This is a genomic window from Vreelandella sp. ssv (assembly GCF_059448525.1).
Genome location: NZ_CM182545.1, coordinates 497120 through 520936, shown reverse-complemented (window position 1 = coordinate 520936; position 23817 = coordinate 497120). Strand labels below are relative to the sequence as shown.

19 protein-coding genes are annotated in these 23817 nt (G+C 55.4%); 1 reads left to right on the top strand and 18 read right to left on the bottom strand.

Going from position 1 to position 23817, the window contains the following annotated elements; all coding sequences use genetic code 11:
- Positions 1 to 23: 23 nt before the first annotated feature.
- Together ubiD and rho are read right to left on the bottom strand one after the other, a co-directional pair.
- Complete coding sequence (gene ubiD / locus AC5TBW_RS02465) at positions 24 to 1520, bottom strand: 4-hydroxy-3-polyprenylbenzoate decarboxylase (protein ID WP_495510555.1); 1497 nt, start codon at positions 1518 to 1520, stop codon at positions 24 to 26.
- A 57-nt stretch (positions 1521 to 1577) separates the two neighbouring features.
- Positions 1578 to 2837: a transcription termination factor Rho gene (rho, locus tag AC5TBW_RS02460; protein ID WP_007111700.1), complete on the bottom strand. Its 1260-nt coding sequence runs from the start codon at positions 2835 to 2837 to the stop codon at positions 1578 to 1580.
- A gap of 535 nt (positions 2838 to 3372) precedes the next feature.
- Here rho and ppx point away from each other — a divergent pair.
- Entirely contained in the window at positions 3373 to 4926 is a 1554-nt protein-coding gene (ppx, locus tag AC5TBW_RS02455; RefSeq protein ID WP_495510554.1) for an exopolyphosphatase, read from the top strand.
- Here ppx and tilS read toward each other — a convergent pair.
- From tilS to pyrH, 16 genes are all read right to left on the bottom strand, one after another.
- Positions 4889 to 6211, bottom strand: coding sequence for a tRNA lysidine(34) synthetase TilS (gene tilS, locus AC5TBW_RS02450; RefSeq protein ID WP_495510553.1), 1323 nt, complete (start codon positions 6209 to 6211; stop codon positions 4889 to 4891). The two genes, ppx and tilS, sit on opposite strands and share 38 nt — an antisense overlap.
- Positions 6192 to 7148 (bottom strand): acetyl-CoA carboxylase carboxyl transferase subunit alpha, encoded by a 957-nt coding sequence (gene accA, locus AC5TBW_RS02445; protein WP_035564846.1) that lies wholly within the window; start codon positions 7146 to 7148, stop codon positions 6192 to 6194. Before accA ends, tilS begins: the two co-directional genes overlap by 20 nt.
- A gap of 119 nt (positions 7149 to 7267) precedes the next feature.
- On the bottom strand, positions 7268 to 10774 hold the full coding sequence (gene dnaE, locus AC5TBW_RS02440; RefSeq protein WP_495510552.1) for a DNA polymerase III subunit alpha: 3507 nt from the start codon (positions 10772 to 10774) through the stop codon (positions 7268 to 7270).
- Between the two features lie 38 nt (positions 10775 to 10812).
- Positions 10813 to 11445, bottom strand: coding sequence for a ribonuclease HII (rnhB, locus tag AC5TBW_RS02435; RefSeq protein WP_495510551.1), 633 nt, complete (start codon positions 11443 to 11445; stop codon positions 10813 to 10815).
- A complete protein-coding gene (lpxB, locus tag AC5TBW_RS02430; protein WP_495511901.1) occupies positions 11435 to 12607 on the bottom strand; it encodes a lipid-A-disaccharide synthase in 1173 nt (390 codons plus the stop codon). Before lpxB ends, rnhB begins: the two co-directional genes overlap by 11 nt.
- 31 nt (positions 12608 to 12638) lie before the next feature.
- Positions 12639 to 13406, bottom strand: a complete 768-nt coding sequence (gene lpxA, locus AC5TBW_RS02425; RefSeq protein WP_495510550.1) for an acyl-ACP--UDP-N-acetylglucosamine O-acyltransferase — start codon at positions 13404 to 13406, stop codon at positions 12639 to 12641.
- Positions 13403 to 13846, bottom strand: coding sequence for a 3-hydroxyacyl-ACP dehydratase FabZ (gene fabZ / locus AC5TBW_RS02420; RefSeq protein ID WP_495510549.1), 444 nt, complete (start codon positions 13844 to 13846; stop codon positions 13403 to 13405). Before fabZ ends, lpxA begins: the two co-directional genes overlap by 4 nt.
- Before the next feature lie 159 nt (positions 13847 to 14005).
- The gene (gene lpxD / locus AC5TBW_RS02415) at positions 14006 to 15040 is read right to left on the bottom strand and encodes a UDP-3-O-(3-hydroxymyristoyl)glucosamine N-acyltransferase (protein WP_495510548.1); all 1035 of its coding nucleotides are present in this window, start codon (positions 15038 to 15040) and stop codon (positions 14006 to 14008) included.
- A 53-nt stretch (positions 15041 to 15093) separates the two neighbouring features.
- Positions 15094 to 15594, bottom strand: a complete 501-nt coding sequence (locus AC5TBW_RS02410; protein WP_495510547.1) for an OmpH/Skp family outer membrane protein — start codon at positions 15592 to 15594, stop codon at positions 15094 to 15096.
- A gap of 106 nt (positions 15595 to 15700) precedes the next feature.
- Positions 15701 to 18052, bottom strand: coding sequence for an outer membrane protein assembly factor BamA (gene bamA, locus AC5TBW_RS02405; protein WP_495510546.1), 2352 nt, complete (start codon positions 18050 to 18052; stop codon positions 15701 to 15703).
- Positions 18053 to 18153: 101 nt separating this feature from the next.
- Entirely contained in the window at positions 18154 to 19512 is a 1359-nt protein-coding gene (rseP, locus tag AC5TBW_RS02400) for an RIP metalloprotease RseP (RefSeq protein ID WP_495510545.1), read from the bottom strand.
- 47 nt (positions 19513 to 19559) lie between these two features.
- On the bottom strand, positions 19560 to 20768 hold the full coding sequence (ispC, locus tag AC5TBW_RS02395; RefSeq protein ID WP_495510544.1) for a 1-deoxy-D-xylulose-5-phosphate reductoisomerase: 1209 nt from the start codon (positions 20766 to 20768) through the stop codon (positions 19560 to 19562).
- Positions 20765 to 21595, bottom strand: coding sequence for a phosphatidate cytidylyltransferase (locus tag AC5TBW_RS02390; protein WP_495510543.1), 831 nt, complete (start codon positions 21593 to 21595; stop codon positions 20765 to 20767). Before AC5TBW_RS02390 ends, ispC begins: the two co-directional genes overlap by 4 nt.
- Positions 21588 to 22376 (bottom strand): polyprenyl diphosphate synthase, encoded by a 789-nt coding sequence (gene uppS / locus AC5TBW_RS02385; protein ID WP_495510542.1) that lies wholly within the window; start codon positions 22374 to 22376, stop codon positions 21588 to 21590. Before uppS ends, AC5TBW_RS02390 begins: the two co-directional genes overlap by 8 nt.
- 92 nt (positions 22377 to 22468) lie before the next feature.
- Positions 22469 to 23026 (bottom strand): ribosome recycling factor, encoded by a 558-nt coding sequence (frr, locus tag AC5TBW_RS02380; RefSeq protein WP_495510541.1) that lies wholly within the window; start codon positions 23024 to 23026, stop codon positions 22469 to 22471.
- Positions 23027 to 23030: 4 nt separating this feature from the next.
- Positions 23031 to 23810 (bottom strand): UMP kinase, encoded by a 780-nt coding sequence (gene pyrH, locus AC5TBW_RS02375; RefSeq protein ID WP_008959877.1) that lies wholly within the window; start codon positions 23808 to 23810, stop codon positions 23031 to 23033.
- Between the last annotated feature and the right edge of the window lie 7 nt (positions 23811 to 23817).

Below are 23817 nucleotides of genomic sequence, written 5' to 3'. Positions count from 1 at the left end.
ACGCCGTATGATCAACTGTTGTGTTAACTACCGTGGCGGGAAGGAGGCAATTCCAGGCCAATCCCCAGCGCTTCCCAGCGCTCATCTACGCGCGCTTTAACCGCTTCGTCCATCACAATGGGAGTGCCCCATTCACGATCGGTTTCTCCCGGCCACTTATTGGTGGCATCAAGCCCCATTTTCGAGCCAAGGCCCGAAACCGGCGAAGCGAAATCGAGATAATCAATCGGCGTATTCTCGACCATCACGGTGTCGCGTGCGGGGTCCATCCGAGTGGTAATCGCCCAGATCACGTCTTCCCAATTGCGAGCATCCACGTCGTCATCCAGCACAATCACAAACTTGGTGTACATGAACTGGCGCAGAAAGCTCCATACCCCCATCATGACGCGCTTGGCGTGGCCCGGGTACTGCTTCTTCATCGTCACGACTGCCATGCGATAAGAGCAGCCTTCCGGCGGCAGGTAGAAATCGACAATTTCGGGGAACTGCTTACACAGGATCGGCACGAACACTTCGTTCAACGCTAATCCAAGGATCGCGGGTTCATCCGGTGGTCGCCCGGTGTAGGTCGAGTGATATATCGCATCACGGCGCATGGTCATCCGCGTGACGGTAAATACCGGGAAGTGGTCGACCTCATTGTAGTAACCGGTGTGGTCACCAAAGGGGCCTTCCGCTGCCATGTCGTCCGGGTAGATAAAGCCTTCAAGGATAATCTCGCTTGATGCAGGCACATCCAGATCTGCATGACCGCACTTCACCAGCTCAGTACGCGAACCGCGCAGCAGCCCTGCAAAAGCATACTCTGAGAGTGAATCTGGCACGGGAGTCACGGCGCCCAAAATCGTCGCCGGATCGGCACCGAGCGCGACCGCGACCGGGAAAGGCTCGCCAGGATGGGCTTTTTGAAACTCCAAAAAATCCAAGGCGCCGCCGCGATGAGAGAGCCAGCGCATAATCAGGCGGTTTTTGCCGATTTTCTGCTGACGATAAATCCCTAGATTCTGCCGCGTTTTGTTCGGCCCTTTAGTAATTACTAATGGCCAAGTGACCAGCGGCCCTGCATCGCCCGGCCAGCAGTGCTGAATTGGCAACAGGCCAAGGTCGACCTCGTCGTCTTCATACACCACCTCTTGCACCGGCGCATGTTTGACGTTTTTGGGTCCCATGCTGAGCACTTGCTTAAAGATCGGCAGCTTGTCCCAGGCGTCTTTCAAGCCTTTTGGCGGATCAGGCTCTTTCAAAAACGCCAGCAGCTTACCCACTTCTCTGAGCGCTTCGACCGATTCTTGGCCCATGCCCAGTGCGACCCGCTTGGGCGTACCAAACAGGTTGCCCAACAGCGGCATGTCGTGGCCTTTGACGTTCTCAAACAGCAACGCCGGGCCACCGGCACGCAGCGTGCGGTCGCAAATTTCGGTGATTTCCAGGTAAGGATCGACTTCGACATGGATACGCTTAAGCTCACCCTGCGCTTCAAGCGCTGAGATGAACTCACGCAAGTCTTTGTACTTCAAGGTACGCTCCCTGGCTGGCGAATGCGCCGCGTTAGCGGCGCTCTTTTTGGCTACAAGCTAGCGGCGCTTCATCGCTTCAAAGAACTCAAGATTGGTCTTGGTATCTTTCAGACGGTCAATCAGGAATTCAGTGGCGGCGGTGTCTTCCATCGGATTGAGCAGCTTGCGCAGAATCCACATGCGCTGCATTTCATCTTCAGAGGCCAACAGGTCTTCACGACGGGTGCCACTGCGACGGATATTGATCGCCGGGAATACGCGACGCTCTGCCAGCTTGCGGTCCAGGTGGGCTTCCATGTTGCCGGTACCCTTGAACTCTTCGAAGATGACTTCGTCCATCTTGGAGCCAGTATCGACCAGCGCCGTGGCGATAATCGTCAGGCTGCCGCCCTCTTCGATGTTACGCGCCGCACCAAAGAAGCGTTTCGGCTTCTCAAGGGCGTGGGCATCGACACCACCGGTGAGCACTTTGCCGGAGCTCGGTACCACGGTGTTGTAAGCACGCGCTAAGCGGGTAATCGAGTCAAGCAGGATGACCACGTCTTTCTTGTGCTCAACCAAACGCTTGGCTTTCTCGATGACCATTTCAGCCACTTGTACGTGACGGGCTGGTGGTTCATCAAAGGTCGACGCCACCACTTCGCCACGCACGGTGCGCGACATTTCGGTCACTTCCTCAGGGCGCTCATCGATCAGCAGGACGATCAGATGACACTCTGGATTATTGCGCGTGATGGAGGTCGCGATGTTTTGCAACATCAGCGTTTTACCCGCTTTGGGCGGCGATACCAGCAAGCCACGTTGACCTTTACCAATCGGCGCGGTTAGATCGATGATCCGCGCGGTAAGGTCTTCCGTGGAGCCGTTACCGATCTCCATACGCATACGATCATCTGGGAACAGGGGCGTTAAGTTCTCAAACAGGATCTTGTGCTTGGCATTCTCCGGACGGTCAAAGTTGATTTGACTGACCTTCAGCAGGGCGAAGTAGCGCTCCCCCTCCTTCGGTGGACGGATTTTGCCGGAAATGGAGTCACCCTTGCGCAGATTGAAACGGCGAATCTGGGAAGGCGATATGTAGATATCGTCGGGACCGGCGAGATACGAGCTGTCAGCGCTACGCAGGAAGCCGAAGCCATCCTGAAGAATTTCCAGCACACCGTCGCCGTAAATATCCTCGCCACTTTTGGCGTGTTTCTTGAGGATGGCGAAAATGATGTCCTGTTTGCGCGAACGGGCCAAGTTATCAATACCCATTTCACGGGCGATATCGAGGAGCTCGGGAACGGTTTTTTGCTTGAGTTCAGTGAGATTCATCGGTGTGTTAGAAAGTTGCTCATGGAAGCTGGGCGCCAGGCGCCGGGAGTAAGACAGGAGGCGTGAAAGTGACGCCGTGTGATGCGTTCAGATCCCGGTAAAGGCACGCGCTCGAAGATGAAAGGAACAGGGTTGGACTTAACTAACAACGCTACTGCTTGTCATCGTTAAGACTCAACTCGAGGGTGCTAACACTTGTTTAATCTGATTCCCACAGGAGAGTGGTTGAACCAGTGGGCTATCTGACGACTTGGAATTCTGGCTGACGCTAACGGGATAAACAATGAATAACGTCTGGGGCGACCAAGGTGCCGCACTTGAACGACGCATGCAAGATGATTTATCTAAACTGTCTATTCAAGCCGTCTATCTAAAACATCCTTACAACGAAGTGCTTGTGGACACACTAACTAATCAGGTCAGATCAAGCCAGTAGCTCGATGGTAGTCAAGCCCCGCGACAAACGCAAGCCTTTGCAATTGACAATAGATAAAGGTCACCGCAACCTTGGCACAGTTAACTCGAAGGAAAGCTCATGCCCAAGGACATTTCGCTCCCCATTGCCGCCTCTAACGCCGAGGCTGACAGCGGTGCACCGCAGCGTTTCGCCGCTATAGACCTGGGCTCTAACAGCTTTCACCTACTGGTGGCCAACTACCAGCATGAACGCCTCCAGGTGGTGGCTCGACTGGGTGAAAAAGTGCAGCTCGCCGCGGGTTTAGACGATAACGGTCTGCTCACCGAAGAGGCGATGCAGCGCGCGCTGGACTGTTTGGGCCGCTTCGCGCCGTTTTTAAGCGACATTACTAGCGCCAATTTGCGCATTGTCGGCACTAACGCCCTGCGCGACGCCGATAACAGCCAGGCCTTTATCGAGCGTGCCGAGGCCCAGCTGGGTCACGCCATCGAAATCATTGCCGGTCGCGAAGAGGCTCGGCTCATCTATTTGGGCGCCGCCCACGCACTGGCAGAAAATGGACGCCGTTTAATCGTCGACATTGGCGGTGGCTCAACCGAATTCATTATCGGCGAAGCATTTGAGCCTAAAGCGCTGGAAAGCCTGCGCATGGGCTGCGTTACATTCTCCCGCCGTTTCTTCCCTGACGGCGAGTTAAATGAAAAACGTATGCGCCGAGCCGAACTGACCGCCCTTTCGGAACTGGCCAATATTCAGCGCCCTTATCAGCGCCTGGGTTGGGATGACCCGGTCGGCTCCAGCGGCACGATCAAGGCCACCGCCAGCGTACTTTACGCTTACGGCGATACGCCTCACGAGGGTGTTATCACCCGTGGCGGATTGAAAAAACTGCGTGAGCGGCTGCTGAAGTGCAAGCAGTTGGATAAAGTCGAGCTGGAAGGCCTCAAAGCCGATCGCGCCAAAGTCTTCCCAGCAGGCATTGCCATTCTTGGGGCGATTTTTGAAGCTTTTGATTTAACCCAGATGCGCTTCGCCGACGGCGCCCTGCGGGAAGGGGTGCTTTACGACATGGCCGGGCGCAATAGTGCGGAAGATTCTCGCTCAAAAAGCCTGGAGTCGCTGAAACGCACTTACGATGTGGATACTCGACAAGGGCTCAACGTTGCCGACACTGCCGAGCGCTTATTTAATCAGGTACGCCATGCGTGGTCGCTGAACCCTGATCAAGCGCGTTATTTGCAGTGGGCCAGTCACGTGCATGAAATCGGCCTAGCGATTTCCCATAGTCAGTTTCATCGCCACGGCGCTTACCTACTGGAACACTCTGATCTCGCCGGATTTTCACGTCCAGAACAGCGACAGCTGGCGTTTTTAGTGCGCGCCCATCGGCGCAAATTTCCGCTCAAAGAGTGGCAGGCGCTGCCTGAAGCACAGCAGGCAGTCACTCAGAAGCTCGCCCGGCTGCTGCGATTAGCTGTACTGCTCAACCATTCGCGCCCTGAAACTGCTCCCTCACTGCCTGAGATAAGTGCCGATAGCGACAGCCTGACGATTACACTGCCCGACAGCGATGAACCCACTCTGCTAAGTACCGATTTAGAGCAAGAGCAAGCCTTCATGGATGCCGCTGGCTTCAAACTTGTGATTCAAGAAACGAAGTCATACGTGTAAAAACGACCCCCTCGGCCTGCCATAGCAGCTTGTCGGGGGGGCTAATCACGCCTAAACAGGCATCAGCCTGCATAATGACCACCAGACGCTCGCGCTCCCAGGGCGGCACATCAGCCTCTTGAAGCAACCGCTTTACATCACGCCGACCTCGCCCGGCGAGCTGAATGACCTCCCCGCCCTTCCGCCAGGTGACCCTGAACATCTGAAAAGATGGCTGCGAAAGCAGTGAAGATGGCGCCACTTGCCAGCCTAGTGGTCCTAAAGGCGTATTCAGCGGCGTTTGGCCATTCCAGCTAGCCTCCCAGGTTAGCAGCGCGTCAACGGGAGCCATCAAGTAGAGCCGCTGGCGCCACAGGCGCGCCTGAGCGCCCGGCCACTCAACGCATACTTCGGCACCTGCTTTAGCTGATAGCTGGTCTAACAGGCTCTCTAAGCGCTTCTGGGGCGGCGTCGGCAAGCCCTGCTGATAGCAAAGTGCGCGCACCAACAGCCGCTGGCGCGGACGTGAGCGCTGCATCAAGGCGATCGCATCCAGCTGCGCCTGTGCGCTCATAAGTTCCGCTAGCTCCGCTTCTAGGTACTCGGCAAGCACGGCATCTGCTTCGCTGGCATGAGCAGCGCTACTCGCCAGCGCAGCAGATGCATTAGGCCAACGCTCGCGCATCGCAGGCAGCACCCGGTGGCGCAACCGGTTACGGTCAAACGTGATATCGGTATTAGTGGGATCCTCGCACCAGGTCAGTGCAAGCGTTTGCGACGCGGCTTCAAGCTCGGCCCGTCGCGCCGTTAGCCATGGACGCACCAGCGTCACCCCGTTGGTAGCGCGCCGGCACGGCATGCCCGCCAGACCGCGTACGCCACTGCCGCGCAGGGCAGCAAGCAGAAAGGTTTCCGCCTGATCATCCTGGTGCTGGGCCAGCCAAAGCGTATCCCCTGCTGGAATGGTCGCAAAGAAGGCCTTATAACGGGCATTGCGGGCGGCGCCTTCGATGCCTTGGCCCTTGGCATCTACCGCTACATTGACCACTGTCAGCGGCACGTTTAAACGCACACACATCTCTCGGCAGTGTGCTTCGAACGTCTGCGCTGCCGCCTGAAGGCCGTGGTTAATGTGGATGGCCTGCAAGCGACGGTCTGCTTGCTCGCAGACTTCTGCGGCTAATGTGAGCAGCAGGCAGGAGTCCAAACCACCCGAGAGTGCTACCCAAACAGAGCGCCCCGGCGGGGTTTCCGCCAGGGCGTCATTGAGTAAGCCTTGCAGCAAATTAAGCGGCTGGGGCGCCATAGCTCATTAAACGTTTATAGCGACGCTCAAGCAGCGCGTCAGTGTCCATCGCCTGCAAACGCTCCAGGCTGGCGGTCAGCGCCTCCTTGACCCGTTCAGCGGTGGTGAGCGGGTGGCGGTGAGAACCACCAAGCGGCTCCTTAATCAGTGAGTCGACAAAACCCAACTCTTTTAGCCGTTCAGCGGTAATTCCCATGGCCTGAGCGGCGTCAGAGGCTTTGGTGGCGCTCTTCCACAGAATCGAGGCACAGCCTTCCGGCGAGATCACCGAGTAGGTGGAGTACTGCAGCATTTGCAGCTCGTCGCATACGCCAATGGCAAGCGCGCCACCGGAGCCGCCTTCACCGACCACGGTAGAGATAATCGGTGTTTTCAGTCGCGACATAACGGCCAGATTATAGGCGATGGCCTCTGATTGGCCACGCTCTTCCGCATCGATGCCGGGATAAGCCCCTGGTGTATCGATAAAGGTTAGAATCGGCATCTTGAAGCGCTCGGCCATTTCCATCAGACGGCACGCTTTGCGGTAGCCCTCGGGGCGCGGCATACCGAAGTTACGACGCACTTTCTCTTTTACATCGCGGCCTTTTTGATGACCAATCACCATCACCGGCGCGTCGTTCAACCGCGCTATGCCACCCACTAGCGCTGCATCATCGGCGAAATTGCGATCACCGTGTAACTCGTCAAAGTCGGTGAAGATGTGTTCAAGATAGTCCAGCGTATAGGGCCGCTGGGGGTGACGAGATATTTGCGAAACCTGCCAGGGAGTCAAATCCTTGAAGATCGATTCCGTCAGCTTACGGCTTTTCTCTTCCAGCCGAGAGATCTCGTCAGAAAGGTTCACTTGGCTATCAGAGCTGACCAAACGCAGCTCTTCAATTTTTGCCTGAAGTTCGGCAATGGGCTGTTCAAAATCGAGATAATTAGGATTCATCGGCTCTGCCTGGTCAAAATAAGCATGCATATGTGTGTAAAGAGTATAGAGAGCATTATCGCACCCTGACCCTGCTACGCAAGGTGGGTGCTCGCTCGATTACCCGTTGGCGATACTTTTTAACGATAACGTAGCTGCACGCCCGCCTGGCCCTGCACATCCCGCAGCGCCAGCAGTAAATCGTCACTCGGGGCGACTTTCCACTCATCGGCGAGTTCCAACCACGCCACGGCTGCCGGGTGGCGGTACTGCAGACGTACCGGTAAGCCTTCCTGATCGCGATACGGCGTCAAGCTGTCGCGCAGGGTTTCAATTAAGCGGCCATTGATTTGTTCGGCGTCCAGCGCCAGTTCCACCGATTGGCCGTAGCGAATACGCGCCGTCACCATCGGCGTAACGTCTTTACCCCGCAGGCGCAGGCCACCCGAGAATTCATCACTGGAGACCTCGCCCTCTACAATGAGCACTTGATCGGCCTCAATCTGACCGCGCAACTGTTCAAATAGCTCCCCAAACAGCGAAGCTTCAATACGGCCAGTGCGGTCATCCAGGGTAATAAACGCCATGGTATCGCCGCGCTTGGACTTCATGGTACGCACGCCGACCACCAGACCTGCCACACGCTGGGGATCGCGGGAGGGCTTTAAATCGCTGATCCGCGTCGAGACAAAGCGCTTTAATTCGCGCTCGTACTCGTCGATCGGATGCCCCGTCAGGTAAAGCCCTAAGGTGTCTTTCTCCCCGGAGAGACGCTCGCGATCGGTCCACTCTCGGGCGTTGATATATTCAGCGTAAACGTTGCTATCACTGTCGTCGGCTTCAACGAAGGCATCGCCGAACATATCCAGCATACCCAGGTTTTGATTGGTATGGTTCTGGGCGGCAGCTTTCAACGCGTCTTCCATGGCTGCAAAAAGCACCGCGCGATTGGGACCGATGGTATCCAGCGCGCCGGAGCGAATCAGTGCTTCCAGAGTGCGCTTATTCATCCGCTTGGGATCCATGCGACGACAGAAGTCGAAGATATCCTTAAACGGGCCGTCTGCCTCACGGGCTTCGACAATGGCGCCAATCGGGCCTTCGCCCACGCCGCGAATCGCGCCCAGGCCGTAAACTACCCGCGCATCGGTATCGACGGTGAATTTATAACCACCGACGTTAACATTGGGTGGAGTCACAGTGAGCTTGAGGTTGCGACACTCCTCAATCAGCGGTACCACTTTATCCAGGTTGTCCATTTCCGTGGACATCACCGCAGCCATAAAAGGCCCCGGGTAGTGGGCTTTTAGCCACGCAGTTTGGTAGGAAACCAAGGCGTAGGCGGCCGAGTGCGACTTGTTAAAACCGTAACCGGCGAATTTCTCTACTAGGTCAAAGATGTTACCGGCGAGGTCTTTATCGATACCGTTGGCAGCACAACCCTCCATGAAGCCGTCGCGCTGCTTGGCCATCTCTTCAGGCTTTTTCTTACCCATGGCCCGGCGCAACATATCGGCTTGGCCGAGGCTGTAGCCTGCCATTACCTGAGCGATCTGCATGACCTGCTCTTGGTAGAGGATGATGCCGTAGGTAGGCGCCAACACGGGTTTCAACAGTTCGTGCTGGTAATCAGGGTGGGGATAAGAGACTTCCGCCCGGCCGTGCTTACGGTTGATAAAGTCATCCACCATGCCCGACTGCAGCGGGCCAGGGCGGAACAATGCCACCAGAGCGATCATATCGTCCAGCGAGTCGGGCAGCAGGCGCTTGATCAGCTCTTTCATGCCGCGAGATTCAAGCTGGAATACCGCCGTGGTTTCAGCGCGCTTGAGCATTTCAAAGGTCGGCGCGTCGTCCAACGGGATGCTCTCGATTTTGAGCGGCCCCTGGCCATTAACGCTGCGCACCTTATCGACCATCTCCAGTGCCCAGTCGATAATCGTCAGCGTCCTCAAACCCAGAAAGTCGAACTTGACCAGCCCCGCCTCTTCGATATCGTTTTTATCGAACTGCACCACCAAGCCAGAGCCATCTTCGTCGCACAACAGCGGCGAGAAGTCAGTCAGTTTGGTCGGTGCGATGACCACGCCTCCGGCGTGCTTACCGGTACCCCGGGTGGTGCCCTCAAGCTTGAGGGCCATCTCCCAGATCTCCTCGGCTTCTTCATCGTTGCCGATAAACTCTTTGAGCGCGGGCTCCTGCTCAATGGCTTTGGCCAGGGTCATGCCCACTTCAAAGGGGATCAGTTTGGAAAGCTTGTCGCCCAGCGAGTAGGGGCGACCCTGAGCGCGTGCAACATCACGCACTACGGCCTTGGCGGCCATGGTGCCAAAGGTAACGATCTGAGAAACCGCATTGCGCCCGTAGCGCTCGGCCACGTACTCGATCACCTTATCGCGTTTCTCCATACAGAAATCGACGTCAAAGTCGGGCATGGAGACACGTTCCGGGTTCAGAAAGCGCTCGAACAGCAGGTCATAGCCGATCGGGTCCAGATCGGTAATCTTTTGTGCATAGGCCACCAGCGAACCAGCACCGGAACCACGACCCGGGCCTACCGGCACGCTGTTGTCCTTGGCCCACTGAATAAAGTCCATTACGATCAGGAAGTAGCCAGGAAAGCCCATCTGGATAATGACGTTTAGCTCAAACTCCAGCCGATCGCGGTAGCGCTGGTCGATCGCCTTGTACTCGTCGCTGTCGCGGGGATAGCGCTCAACAGGGAAGAGAAAGTCGAGTCGATCCGTCAGACCATCGTGAGAGACCTTGCGGAAGAACTCATCCTGGGTCATGCCCTCAGGAATTTCGAACTCGGGCAGGAAAATCTCGCCCAGACGCACGTTCACGCTGCAGCGTTCAGCGATCATCACGCTGTTTTCCAGCGCTTCGGGAATATCCGCAAACAGCGCCGCCATCTCGTCGGGGCTTTTTAGGTACTGCTCTTCGGTGTAACGGCGTTCACGGCGTGGATCATCCAACGCTTTGCCTTCGCCGATGGCGACGCGGGTTTCGTGGGCCCAGTAATCATCGCGCTCTAAAAAGCGAACGTCGTTGGTCGCTACCACCGGTGTGCCTGTTTCAATGGCCAGCTTGACGCTAGCGTGAACGCAGGCCTCTTCCAATGGGCGCCCGGTGCGAACTAACTCTAAATAAAAACGTTCGGGAAACGCTACCTGCCACTCTTCCAGCAGTTGGCGCGCTTCAGGCTCATGATCAGAGAGCAGGTGGCGGCCAATCTCACCCTCCCGCGCACCGGAAAGCGCAATCAAGCCTTCGCTCTGCTCTAATACCCACTGCTTATCGAGAATGGCGCGCCCCTGCCGCTGGCCATGGGTCCAGCCTTTCGAGATCAATTCGGTAAGATTGCGATAGCCAACGTCATTCATGGCCAGCAGCGTTAGCCGATAGGGGTGCGATTCGTCGTGGGGGTTTTGCAGCCATAAATCGCTGCCAATAATCGGCTTTAATCCCGCCCCTTGGGCGGCTTTGTAGAACTTAACCAAACCAAACAGGTTAGTTTCATCCGTCAGCGCCAGCGCTGGCATCGCCCGCTCAGCGGTCGTGCTGACCAGCGATTTGAGCTTAACCAGGCCGTCGACCAGGGAGTATTCACTGTGCAAACGTAAATGAACGAACGGGACCGTCATGAGACTCTCAGAAATACGCTAGATGAAGAAGAAATACGTTAAAGCAGCGCCAACTGACGCTGCACCGGCGAAAAGCTACGACGATGTTCGGCCAGGGGCCCGTGAGCTGCAAGCGCCGTCAGGTGCTCTTTGGTCGGGTAGCCTTTATGGCGCGCAAAACCATACTCAGGATAACACTCATCCAAGGCAACCATTTGGGCATCCCGCGCAACCTTGGCCAGAATTGAAGCGGCAGCGATGGCCGCGTGACGCGCATCGCCCTTCACCACGGCCTGCCCAGGCAGCAGATGACCAGGTAATTTATTGCCATCGACAAGTAGATATTCCGCCGCCGGTGCCAGTGCATCAATGGCTCGACGCATGGCTAAGTGGGTGGCGTGGTAAATATTCAGTGCATCCACTTCGGCGGCGCTGGCTTCTGCCACGGCAAAGGCTAACGCTCGCTCGCGAATCTGGCTGTCCAGCGCTTCACGCTTGCGTGCAGTGAGCTTTTTGGAGTCGCTGAGACCTTCAATCGGTTTAGCTGGGTCAAGAATCACCGCAGCCGCGACCACACTGCCGATTAGCGGGCCACGCCCTACTTCATCCACTCCCGCTAACATCTCGCCGCTATAGGCAATTTCAAGCGTCGTATAATCCTTGTGCTCAATCAACCAGTGTTCAATGGTCATCAGCAGTCTCCAGAGGCTGACCTGCTGCCAATAGGCCGATCGCCTCAGCGGCACGGCGACTGGCGTTGCGCTGGAGGGTGGCATGCATCTCGGCAAAGTGCGCTTCCAACGCATGGCGGCCTGCCTCATCTGACAGCATGGTACTGAGCTGGTCGGCAATAGCCTCTGGCGAGGCGGCGTCCTGAATCAGTTCAGGCACCAGCGTCTCCTGGGCAATCAGATTGGGCAGCGATACCCACTGGGTTTTGACCATTCGTTTCGCCAACCAGTGAGTGACTGGTGCCATCTTATAAGCCACCAACATGGGGCGGTGACATAGCATGGCTTCCAGCGCGGCGGTGCCCGAGGCCAGCAGTACAACATCGCTAGCCACCATCGCTTCGCGGGCTTGACCATCTAGCAACGCAGTACGCTCCATCAGCAGCGGGTAATTAGTCAGAAGTGCGCTGATTTCACGACGACGATCAGGTGTGGCCGCAGGAATCACCACTTGCAGCGATGGGTGGCGCTGGCATAGCTGTTCGGCAGCGTTAAGAAAGGTATCACCCAAAAAGCGAATTTCATTGGCCCGGGAGCCTGGCAGCAGCGCCAACACTTGGCTATCAGGCCCCAGCTCCAGCGCTTGGCGGGTGGCAACTCGGTCATTTTCCAACGGCATTTCGTCGGCCAGAGGGTGACCCACAAAGGCGACGGGAACACGGTGTTCGCGATAGAAGGCGGCTTCAAAGGGGAGCAGTGTCAGCATGCCGTCTACCGACCTGGCAATACCTTTGACCCGCCCCTGTCGCCACGCCCACACGGAAGGGCTCACGTAGTGGGCGGTGGTAATACCCGCTTCATGAAGCTGGCGCTCCAGCCCTAAATTGAAATCAGGCGCATCGATGCCGAGCATAATGTCTGGCTGCCAGGCCAAGGCTTCGGCTTTTAGGGTGCGACGCACGCGGATCAGCTCTGGGAGGTGCTTGAGCACTTCAACCAGCCCCATTACCGCGAGGGTCTCTAAAGGGAAGCGGCTCTCCATGCCCTCTGCCTGCATGCGCGGCCCACCAATACCGCGGAACTCGACATCTGGATGACGTGCTTTGAGTTCACGCATCAGCCCAGCGCCAAGGATATCGCCGGAGAGCTCTCCGGCCACGAGGTAGACGCGGTGCAGGGTCATCATTGCAAGATCACAGACGATGTAACATAGGTTAGCGGGTGATGCCGCGGGTCGAGCGCTCAATAGAGGCGGCAAAATGTTCAACTTCAGGTAGTTCAAAGCGACTACGCATTTCAACAAGCGCCTGCTCGATCGTCAGCCCCTGACGATAGACCATTTTATACGCGGCAGTTAATGCACTAATCGCTTCGCGGCTAAAGCCACGCCGCTTCAAGCCCACGAGGTTGAGACCACGAGCTTCTGCAGGATTGCCATTAATCATAATGTACGCGGGCGTATCTTTAGTAATAATCGAACCACCACCGGCCATGGCGTGATCGCCAAAGTGGCAGAATTGATGCACCGCCGCCAAGCCACCTAGAATCACATGATCGCCAACGGTCACGTGGCCAGCCAGGGTCACCTGGTTGGCTAAAATGCAGTCGCTACCAATGATGCAGTCATGACCCACGTGGACGTAGGCCATAAACAAATTGCGAGAACCAATGGTGGTTTCACTACGGTCCTGAACGGTGCCACGGTGAATCGTGGCGCCTTCGCGTATAACGTTATCGTCGCCCATCACTAAACGCGTCGGCTCGCCAGCGTATTTTTTATCCTGACAGTCTTCACCTACCGAGGCAAACTGAAAGATACGCGTACGCTCGCCTAGCGTCGTAGGGCCTTTAACCACCACATGCGGGCCAATGACCGAGCCAGCGCCGATAGTGACATCTGCTCCGATGATGCTAAAAGGGCCTACCTCAACGTCCTCAGCAAGGCGAGCCGTCGGGTCGACCAGTGCAGTAGGATGTATCAAGCCACCTTCCTCTCGGCACAAATGATTTCCGCTTCACAGGCCAGCTCACCATCAACCGTGGCTCGACATGCAAACTTCCAGATACCCCGTTTACCTTTAATCACGTCAGCTTCCAAGGTGAGCCTGTCACCCGGCATCACCGGACGCTTGAAGCGCACATTATCACTGCCGACCAGATAATAAACGTAGCCATCGGCAGGTAATTTATTGACCGTTTTAAAACCAAGAATGCCGCATACCTGAGCAAGGGCTTCGAGCACTAACACACCGGGCATAATCGGATGATGGGGAAAGTGGCCGTTGAAGAACGGTTCATTAATGCTGACATTTTTGTACGCAACGATGGATTCGCCAGTGGTCAGTTGCGTTACTCGATCCACCAGTAAAAAGGGATAACGGTGGGGCAAGTATTCGCGAATTTCATTAATATCCATAACCATCGTAGCGACCTCTAAAATGACAAAAAACCTGCAACTCCTGAAGAGCGTCAGGCAAATACCAGCACGCCTGCTGGTTAAAAGGCTGAGGATTATACCGCGCTGCTACCTAGCCTCAAGCCAACAGCGGGTAAATCACTCAGTGATGACTCAGCCCGTTTACTAATCACGTTGCTTTTTTTCCAGTCTCGCTAAGCGCTTAGCGATGTCGTCAAGCTGTTTAAAACGTACGGCGTTTTTTCGCCACTGAGCATTGGGCATGGCTCCAGTTCCGGAGGAGTATACCCCTGGCTCATGGATTGAGTTCGTTACCAAGCTCATTCCCGTCACCTGCACGCCATCGCAGATGGTCAAATGACCAGATAAACCGACACCACCGCCCAGCATACAGTGCTTACCAACCTTGGTAGAGCCTGCAACACCGACACAGCCCGCTAGAGCGCTGTGGTCGCCAATGATCACGTTATGAGCAATTTGTACCTGACTATCAATTTTGACGTCGTCACCAATTACCGTGTCGCCTAGGGCACCGCGATCAATACTGGAACAGCTCCCCACTTCAACGTCATCACCGAGCACAACGCCCCCCAGCTGGGCAATTTTATGCCAGCCCGCGCCGTCATGAGCAAAGCCGAACCCATCACCGCCGATTACACAGCCGCTTTGCAAGATTCCCCTCTTACCAATCACAACGCCATGACAGAGAGTGACATTGGCATGCAAGCGCGTCGCTTCACCGATAATACTGTCGGCTCCTATAACGCTGCCAGCCCCAACCACTACGCGGTCACCCAGCACTACACCGGCCTCAATCACCGCATGCGCCTGAATGGAAACATCAGTGCCTAGCACTACGTTTTCACCCACTACCGCAGTTGGGTGAATGCCAATGACGTCGCGAGCCGGCAATGGATCAAACAGCTGGGATAGCTTGGCGTAGCCCAAGTAAGGATTATCGATTTCAAGACGCGGGACCGGGCAGTGTTTGCCATGTTCAGGGTGCAGCAGTACCGCCGCCGCTTTCGTCGTTGCCAAATCTTTCAAATAGGCGCGATTGGCCAGAAAAGCCACTTGATCCGGCTGCGCTTCTTTTAGCGTCGCCAAACCACGTATCGGCTGCTGGGCATTACCGCTAACGGCAACACCCAAATGGCGAGCAATGTCTGCGAGGGTAAGGTGATGTGAAGCGTGCGTCATGGGAGCCTAAAGAAGCTTTGGTGTGGCCTAGCCACACCAATCATCGTTTAAAATTAGTTCAAGGTGTCAAATATCTGCGTGACTTCATCGGTCACATTAGGCAGATCAACTCCTGAGTGCAGTACACCTTGGGGCTCGACCAGTACATCAATGTCGTGACGCTCGAGCACCTGCGCAACCGCCTGCTCCAGCTTCGCCTCAGCCCCCTCTAAGAACTGCTGCTCAGAGCGTTGCTGGGCCTGCATCACTTCCTGACGAAGCTGTTCAAAGCGGCTGCCTTTTTGCTGCAGCTCGCCAATCAATGATTCGCGCTGGGACTCCGCCATGGCTTCGCCTTCGTTCTGAAGACGCTGCTGGAGCTGCTGGAGCTCATTGCCCAGGTTCTGAGCTTCACGCTGCTGATTACCGATTTGCCCTTCAAGGCTGCTCAGTGAAGCTTGCGCGGACTGAGTGTTCATCAGCGCCGCGCGCCAGTCCAATACGGCGACTTCTGCAGCGTGGGCAGGCAAAATCATCGCGCCCAACAGGCATACAACCGCTGTCAGTTTACGCATTGTGTTAACTCCTTAGGTCACGCTAGTGCGCACCACCATGGCACGCGGACTAGCAATTTTAGAACGACTGCCCTTTTGAATAATTGCCTCTTAGAACAATCATCCCTTAGAACGTTTGCCCCAGTGAGAACTGGAAGAACTGAGTATCGTCTCCGCTCTCATCGTTCAATGGTTCGGCGACGCTAAAGGTCAGCGGGCCCACCGGCGTCAGCCAAGAGAGGCCAATACCGGCGCTGTAGCGTAAATCACCAAGATCAACACCGGAGTTACACTGCTGACGGCCGGCGTCTTCTGCAAGCACGTCGTAGCACGAACTCAGGAACGTGTTACCGCCATCCAAGAACAGCGATGTTTGCAGCGCACGCTGGTCCTCAACAAAGGGCATCGGGAAAATGATCTCGGCGCTGCCTTCAATTGAAACGTTACCGCCCAAGGTACGATCCCGGCCGCCTTCAGTTGCAGGCGTAGTGGGTTGACCAAGGGTATTCGACGTAAAGCCACGCACTGAGCCTAGGCCGCCCGCGTAGAAGTTTTCATAGAACGGATAAGGATCGTTACCACCCAGCGTATCGGCATAGCCGACATTGCCGGTAAATTTGAACGCCCAGGTCTCGTCATTGTTAATTGGGAAAAGCTGCTGAGCCCGCGCGCGCAGTTTGTAATACTCTGCATCGCTACCGGGGACGCCCGTTTCTACCGACAGACGCTGGTAGTTACCATCCGTCGGCATGATGCCGCGGTTTAGGTTGTTACGAGTCCAACTGGCAGTTAGCTTCAGACTTTGAGCATTTTTACCTTCATCTTCAACATAGCGGCGAATTTCCGAGGCAGTATCGGAGTAGGTTTTGACTGTTAAATCTTCAACGCTGGCACCGAAGTTAAGCCGCGACAGCTCGCTAACGGGGTAACCGAAGTTGATTCCGGCACCATAGGCATCCGTCGAGAAGGTCGAAATATCTGAGTCGGCATAGTCGGTTTCGCGGTAGAACAGGTTATAACCGCGAGAAATCCCGTCCAGGGTCCAGTAAGGGTCGGTAAAACCGAAGTTAACGCTGGTAAAAGTATCACTGCGCTGCGCGCCCACGTTGACCCGGTTACCCGTGCCCAGGAAGTTGTTCTGCGATAGGCCGACGCCGTAAATAACACCGGCACTTTGCGAGAAACCAACGCTTGCAGAAACGGAGCCTGAAGGCTGCTCTTCAACGGTATAGGTGACGTCGAGTAAGTCAGGTTCGCCCGGCACAGGCTGCGTATCCACCTCGACTTGACTAAAGAAGCCCAGGCGCTCTAAACGCTGACGCGATTGTGTAATGGCTTCGGTGGAAGCAGGTGCGCCTTCCAACTGCGTCATCTCACGGCGTAGCACTTCATCCTGAGTCGTGGTGTTACCGAAGAACTCGATGCGACGCACGTAGGCACGCTCGCCAGGATTAACGGCAATGACCAGATCAACCGTTTCACCATCGTCTGACATTTCAGGCACGCCCTGAATATCAGCAAAGGCGAAACCTTCAGCGCCTAAACGCTGGCGTAGCGCTTCCGTAGATGTATTGACATCACCGCGGGAAAAAATCTCACCCTCTTCGACAGTCAGCAGCTGGCGGGCTTCATTTTCGCTGATCTGCAGGTCGCCTGCGAAACGAATATTGCCAACGCGGTACTGGTTGCCTTCATCAACGTTCAAGGTAATAAAAATTTCGGATTTTTCCGGGCCAATCGACACTTGAGTCGATGTCACATCAAAGTTGACGTAACCACGATCCAAATAGAATGAACGTAGTCGTTCTATATCACCGGATAGCGCTTCACGGGAGTACTCATTGCTTGAGAACCAGCCAAAAATACGCCCTGGCCGATCATTTAGTTCGAATACCTCACGTAGCGTTTCATCGTCAAAGGCTTCATTACCCACGATATTGATTTGACGAATCTTGGCCACTTCACCTTCGTTGATATTGATATTGACCTGAACGCGGCCTTCATCAACCTCTTCAACTTCAGTATCAATACTGGCGCTATAACGACCCTGAGACTGGTATACGCCCTCTAGTTCACGCTGAATCTCTTCAAGCGTGGAGAGCTCCAGTACTTGGCCTTCCGAGAGTCCCGATTCACGCAAACCATTGCGTAAATCTTCTTCGGATATCTGATCGTTGCCGCTAATCTCCAGCCGTGCAATGGTCGGACGCTCGACGACTTGAATGATCAGCACGTCTCCCTCGCGGGCCAGAGAGACATCGTCAAAAAGCCCGGTGGCAAACAAGTCACGGGCAGCAGCAGCTAACTGCGCTTCGCTGACATGCTCATTGGCGCTTACCGGAAATGCATTGAAGACCGAGGCGGCGGATACCCGCTGCAGTCCTTCCACTCGAATGTCTGAAACATCAAAGGATTGTGCTTGGGCGCCGCTGGCGCCTGCCAGCAAGAGTGCCGCCATTCCAAGGGTCTTGATTTTCATGCAGTCAATTCGCTCGCGTTGGTCTGCCGTTCATTCCAGAAAGGCACCATATACATTTGTGCAGGCAGATGACAAGGCCATCCTGCGCGCTACACGCGTCATTACCACAGGCGCATCAGATCAAAATAGAGGGCCATCAACATTAGGGTGCCGACCATGGCAAGCCCAATGCGCAATCCTACAGCTTGTGTTTTTTCAGATACTGGTCGTCCACGCACGACCTCCATAAAATAATAAAGCAAGTGACCACCATCAAGCACCGGGATAGGCAATAGATTAAGCACCCCAAGGCTGATGGAAAGATACGCTAGAAAACCTATAAACGCTTCCATCCCCGCACGTGCTGAATCACCAGATACCTGCGCAATAGTGATCGGCCCGGACAGATTGGAGGGTGAAATCAGTCCCACCAACATTTTGCGAATAGCATCAACGGTGAGCAGCGTCATCTCGCCAGTGCGTGTTAGCGCCTGCCCTACTGCCTCGATAGGGCCATAGCGAATTTCACGCTGAAACTCGTCGGGCCACTCGACCTGCTGGGCACCGGCACCGATATAGCCAATTTCAACCCCACTTTCTAGACTGTTACGTCCTGGGGTCAATGCAACCGTCGACTGACTACCGTCACGTTCATAGGTGAGCTGTAGCGTTTCTCCAGGATGACTCCGAACGAGGCTGACGAAGTGCATCCAATCATCTACTGGCTCGCCGTTAATTGCGACCATTGTGTCGCCCGCCATGAGGCCGGCTTGTTCCGCTGCTTCACCACTGACCACTTGGCCTAAAATTGCCGGGAATTCCGGCTGCCAAGGAGTGATGCCCAGTGTTTGCAGCGGCTGTGGCGGGTCTTGGCGAACCAAATAATCGGTAACAGGTAAAACAAAGCGTTGCGCGCCAGTGGCTCCTTCAGGACGTGCGTCGATAGCCAGCTCACCACTGAAACCAATAATCGACACTAGCTTCAGATTCACGTCTTCCCAAGAGCGCATCTCATCGCCCTGAATAGCAATAATTTCATCGCCATGGGCAAGTCCGGCCTCAGCGGCCGGCGAGTCAGGCACAATGCTGCCGACCATCGGCGAGACTACGGTGGTTCCCGCGACAAACAGCGCCCAGTAGGCAACAATCGCCAGCAAGAAATTCGCGATCGGCCCCGCGGCCACAATAGCAATGCGCTGCCAGACTGTCTTGCGATTAAACGCCTGGTCGAGCTGATCTTCCGGCACTGGCGCTTCGCGCTCATCGAGCATTTTGACATAGCCACCCAGCGGAATGGCGGCTATTGCATACTCAGTGCCTTGGCGGTCTACCCGCGACCATAGAGGCTTGCCAAAGCCGACCGAAAAACGCAGCACTTTGACACCACAACGTCTTGCCACCCAAAAGTGGCCAAACTCGTGAAAGGTTACCAATAGGCCCAAAACTACAATGACCGCTAAAATATTCTGTATCAGGCCCACACTACGCTCCTTAACGCCCCGCGCTTAACGACCAGCCCAGCGAATGCCTAAGCGGACCACCTTGTTACCAGCTCCAATGCCTGCTGTCGTGCCCATCGATCGGTTGCTAAAACGCTTTCAAGGCTATCGACCCGGCCTTCATAGGGTCGCGATAAGACGTCGGTCACCAGCTGTCCAATCGCCGTAAAACCTAGCTGCCGCTGAAGGAAAGCCTCAACCGCAACTTCATTGGCTGCATTTAACACAACAGGCGCCATCCCGCCCTGTTGCATGGCTTGACGCGCAAGCCCCAGGCAGGGGAACCGGTCTTCATCCGGCGCCTCAAAGTCGAGCCGCGCTACTTGAAAAAGATCCAGCGTCTCGACCCCGGCGTCAATTCTTTCAGGCCATGCGAGCCCATAGGCAATGGGGGTACGCATATCAGGATTACCTAACTGGGCAATCACCGAACCATCATGATACGCCGCCATGGAGTGAATCACGCTTTGCGGGTGCACCACCACTTGAATCTGTTCGGGCTTAGCATCGAATAGCCAGCATGCCTCTATCAGCTCAAGCCCTTTATTCATTAGCGTGGCGCTATCTACTGAGATTTTACGTCCCATCGACCAGTTTGGGTGAGCGCAGGCCTGCTCGGGAGTCACGTTATCAATCTCAGCCTGACTCCAGGTACGAAACGGCCCTCCAGAGGCCGTTAGCATCAGCTGACGGACGCCGTGTTTAACCAGCCCGCCGCGGTGCTCCGCAGGTAGACACTGGTAAATGGCATTATGTTCGGAATCAATTGGTAATAGTGTTGCGCCCGAGCGTGAAACGGCGTCCATAAACAGCGCGCCGCTCATCACCAGCGCCTCTTTATTGGCCAGTAGTATGCGCTTGCCTGCCTCGGCGGCGGCTAGCGCGGGCAGCAAGCCCGCGGCACCCACGATGGCTGCCATGACACAGTCTACGCTCGCGTCTCGAGAAACCTCGCACAGTGCTTCAGGACCTGCGTTCACCTCAGTTAACTGATCTGCACGTTTGAGTTCTTGGCGAAGCCATGCGGCATCGGCTTCATCATCCAGCACCGCAACCGCAGGGCGGTGTATTAAGCACTGAGCTAACAGTAACTCCTTAGACGTGTGTGCGGTAAGTGCGTGGACGCTATAGCGGTCGGGATGACGACCGATTACATCCAGCGTGCTAGTGCCGATCGAGCCTGTCGACCCAAGCACCGTTACGCGCTGCCTGGGGGGCTGAGTTTGCTGTTGGCTCATAGCGATGGCCCCTGAACAAGCACCTGTACGAGCACTTCAAGATAGAGCAGCGCAAACAGCGGGATAGCCGCCGTCAGGCTATCGATTCGGTCTAAAACGCCACCATGACCAGGCAGCAGTTGACTGGAATCTTTGATATTGCGGTGGCGCTTGAGCATGCTCTCCAGCAAATCTCCAAGCACGGAGGTCAACGTAACGACCCCTGTCACTAAAATAAGCATGAGCCCACCGGCCATACCCAGCGATAACCACCATGCAAACAGAATGGCCAGGACAGCAGTCGCCGCCAAGCCACCGTAAACGCCTTCCCAGGATTTGCCAGGGCTTACATTAGGCGCCAGCTTGCGTTTACCCCAGTTGCGGCCCACGAAGTAGGCGCCGATATCAGCACACCACACCAGCAGCAGCACAAACAGCAGCCAAGCCATACCGCTCTCACGCAGAACGTTAAAACCGACCCAGCAAGGTAACAGTACCCACAGGCCCATCGCCAATCGTCGCGTAGTTGCTTGCCACTGCTGACCTGCTGCAGGATAGCGCGTCACCCAGTAAAGATTGATCAACCAACCGGCGGCAGCCAGCCATAGCGGCCATGCCGCCGTTGCAGCACCGGCCAGCCACATTACCAGCATTAACGCGGCCATCACGACCACTAACTGAGCACGCTGCACGGTGCGAGTGATGCCAGCTAAATTGGCCCACTCCCAGGTGCCGAGCAGCACAATAAACGCCGTAAAAAGCGCAAAGGCGCCTCCATCTAATCCAAACAGGCCAGCCAACACCAACGGCGCTAGCCAGGCTGCAGTGATAATCCGCTGTTTAAGCACCTTGCGCCTCTACTTGTTCGTCCGTCATCCCAAAGCGACGACGGCGCTGACAGAAGTCGTCTAACGCTGCATCAAACGCTTCTGCACCGAAATCGGGCCATAGCAACGGTGAAAAATGCAGCTCGGCATAAGCCAATTGCCAAAGCATAAAATTAGATAGCCGCTGCTCTCCACTGGTGCGAATACACAGATCTACCGGCGGTACATTATCAACTCCCATCGCTTGATCAAAGCAGACTTCGTCAATATCCGACGGCGCTAACTCGCCTGCAGCGACTTGCTCGGCCAGGGTGCGCGCCGCACGGGCGATATCCCATTGCCCCCCATAGTTGGCGGCAATCACCAAGTGCATCCCCGTATTATGTGCGGTTAACGCTTCGGCACGCTGAATATGCTTTTGTATGGCGTGAGAAAAGCCGCGCTGCTCGCCAATAATTGAAAGACGAACATTACGCTCATTGAGCTTTTTGACTTCGCGCTTAAGCGCCATCAAAAACAGCTCCATCAACGCATTAACTTCTGCCGCTGGGCGCTTCCAATTTTCACTGGAGAAAGCAAACAAACTCAGCGTTTGCACTTCACGCTCAGCGGCTCGCTGAATCACCGCACGGACAGTTTCTACACCTGCGCGGTGTCCGCGCACCCCTGAAAGCCCGCGTGCGCGCGCCCAGCGATTATTACCATCCATAATGATAGCAACATGAGACGGCGGAGCCTCCCCGGCCTGAGAAGGCGTGCAGGCATCGTCTGGCTGCTCTTCAGGAAGCTGCGGTGGCATCATAGATTCTCGCACCAAAGATCAGTCATAAAAAACCAGCCAGAGTGTGGCAAAACGGGCAGCATAAGCTGCCCGCGGCTGCATAAAGCACAGGTTTATACCTGCATCAGATCCTGCTCTTTCGCGACCAACGCCTTATCGATCTCGGCGATATATTTGTCGGTCAACTTTTGAATGGCATCTTCACCTTCACGCTGATCGTCTTCGGTAATGTCTTTATCTTTTAACAGGGACTTAAAATCACCATTAGCATCACGGCGTACGTTGCGAATAGCCACGCGCGCGTTCTCGGCTTCGCTACGTGCCTGTTTGATGTAACCTTTACGCGTCTCTTCGGTCAGCATCGGCATCGGTACACGAATCACGTTACCGGCACTGGCTGGGTTAAGGCCAAGATCAGAGGTCATGATGGCTTTTTCGATCTTTTGCACCATGCCCTGCTCCCAAGGCGCAATTGTCAGCGTACGAGCATCTTCAACGTTAACCGAAGCCACTTGGCTCAGCGGTACCTGGCTGCCGTAATAATCCACAGTCACGGCGTCTAATATGCTCGGGTGAGCACGACCGGTACGAATTTTATTAAAGTTACTGTGCAGCGCCTCAACGCTTTTTTTCATGCGCGATTCGGCATCTTTCTTAATATCGTTGATCACGTCATTACCCTCTGTATATCAGCGTGCCTTCCTTGCCCCCTACTACCATATTTAGTAGGGCACCAGGCTTATTCATATCAAATACCCGCACCGGCATATTATGGTCGCGTACCAGGCAGATTGCGGTCAAATCCATGACCCCTAGCTTTTGATCTAAGGCGTCATCGTAAGAGAGCTGGTCGTACTTCACAGCATCGGGGTGTTTTACCGGGTCTTTATTGTAGACGCCATCCACTTTGGTCGCTTTGATGACCACATCCGCATCCACTTCAATGCCGCGCAAACAGGCAGCCGAATCGGTGGTGAAGAAGGGATTGCCCGTCCCTGCAGAGAACAACACCACGTCCCCTGAGGTTAAATAACGAATGGCAGTTCGGCGGTCATAGTGCTCTACCACACCGCTCATCGGAATAGCAGACATCACCCGCGAACGGATGTTGGAGCGCTCTAAAGCGTCGCGCATCGCCAACGCATTCATCACGGTGGCCAGCATACCCATATGGTCACCGGTCACGCGGTCCATGCCTGCTTCATTGAGCGCCGCGCCGCGGAACAAGTTGCCACCGCCAATGACGATACCCACCTGAACCCCAATGCCGACTAGCTGACCAATTTCCAGCGCCATGCGGTCAAGCACCTTAGGGTCAATACCAAAATCGTGTTCACCCATTAACGCTTCACCCGAAAGCTTGAGCAAAATACGCTTGTATTTTGACTTCGAACTCTCAGCTTTGCCTTTGCTGGGTGCTACGTGGGGGGTAGGTTCTTCAACATCACGTGACATGGCATCT

What these genes read in the sequence shown, in the direction of transcription:
- uppS (WP_495510542.1), bottom strand. Translation starts at nt 22,376, where the DNA reads ATGATGCCACCGCAGCTTCCTGAAGAGCAGCCAGACGATGCCTGCACG.
- rnhB (WP_495510551.1), bottom strand. Translation starts at nt 11,445, where the DNA reads ATGACCATTGAACACTGGTTGATTGAGCACAAGGATTATACGACGCTT.
- rho (WP_007111700.1), bottom strand. Translation starts at nt 2,837, where the DNA reads ATGAATCTCACTGAACTCAAGCAAAAAACCGTTCCCGAGCTCCTCGAT.
- fabZ (WP_495510549.1), bottom strand. Translation starts at nt 13,846, where the DNA reads ATGGTTATGGATATTAATGAAATTCGCGAATACTTGCCCCACCGTTAT.
- AC5TBW_RS02410 (WP_495510547.1), bottom strand. Translation starts at nt 15,594, where the DNA reads ATGCGTAAACTGACAGCGGTTGTATGCCTGTTGGGCGCGATGATTTTG.
- dnaE (WP_495510552.1), bottom strand. Translation starts at nt 10,774, where the DNA reads ATGACGGTCCCGTTCGTTCATTTACGTTTGCACAGTGAATACTCCCTG.
- accA (WP_035564846.1), bottom strand. Translation starts at nt 7,148, where the DNA reads ATGAATCCTAATTATCTCGATTTTGAACAGCCCATTGCCGAACTTCAG.
- lpxD (WP_495510548.1), bottom strand. Translation starts at nt 15,040, where the DNA reads ATGACGCACGCTTCACATCACCTTACCCTCGCAGACATTGCTCGCCAT.
- tilS (WP_495510553.1), bottom strand. Translation starts at nt 6,211, where the DNA reads ATGGCGCCCCAGCCGCTTAATTTGCTGCAAGGCTTACTCAATGACGCC.
- ispC (WP_495510544.1), bottom strand. Translation starts at nt 20,768, where the DNA reads ATGAGCCAACAGCAAACTCAGCCCCCCAGGCAGCGCGTAACGGTGCTT.
- bamA (WP_495510546.1), bottom strand. Translation starts at nt 18,052, where the DNA reads ATGAAAATCAAGACCCTTGGAATGGCGGCACTCTTGCTGGCAGGCGCC.
- pyrH (WP_008959877.1), bottom strand. Translation starts at nt 23,810, where the DNA reads ATGTCACGTGATGTTGAAGAACCTACCCCCCACGTAGCACCCAGCAAA.
- ppx (WP_495510554.1), top strand. Translation starts at nt 3,373, where the DNA reads ATGCCCAAGGACATTTCGCTCCCCATTGCCGCCTCTAACGCCGAGGCT.
- lpxB (WP_495511901.1), bottom strand. Translation starts at nt 12,607, where the DNA reads ATGACCCTGCACCGCGTCTACCTCGTGGCCGGAGAGCTCTCCGGCGAT.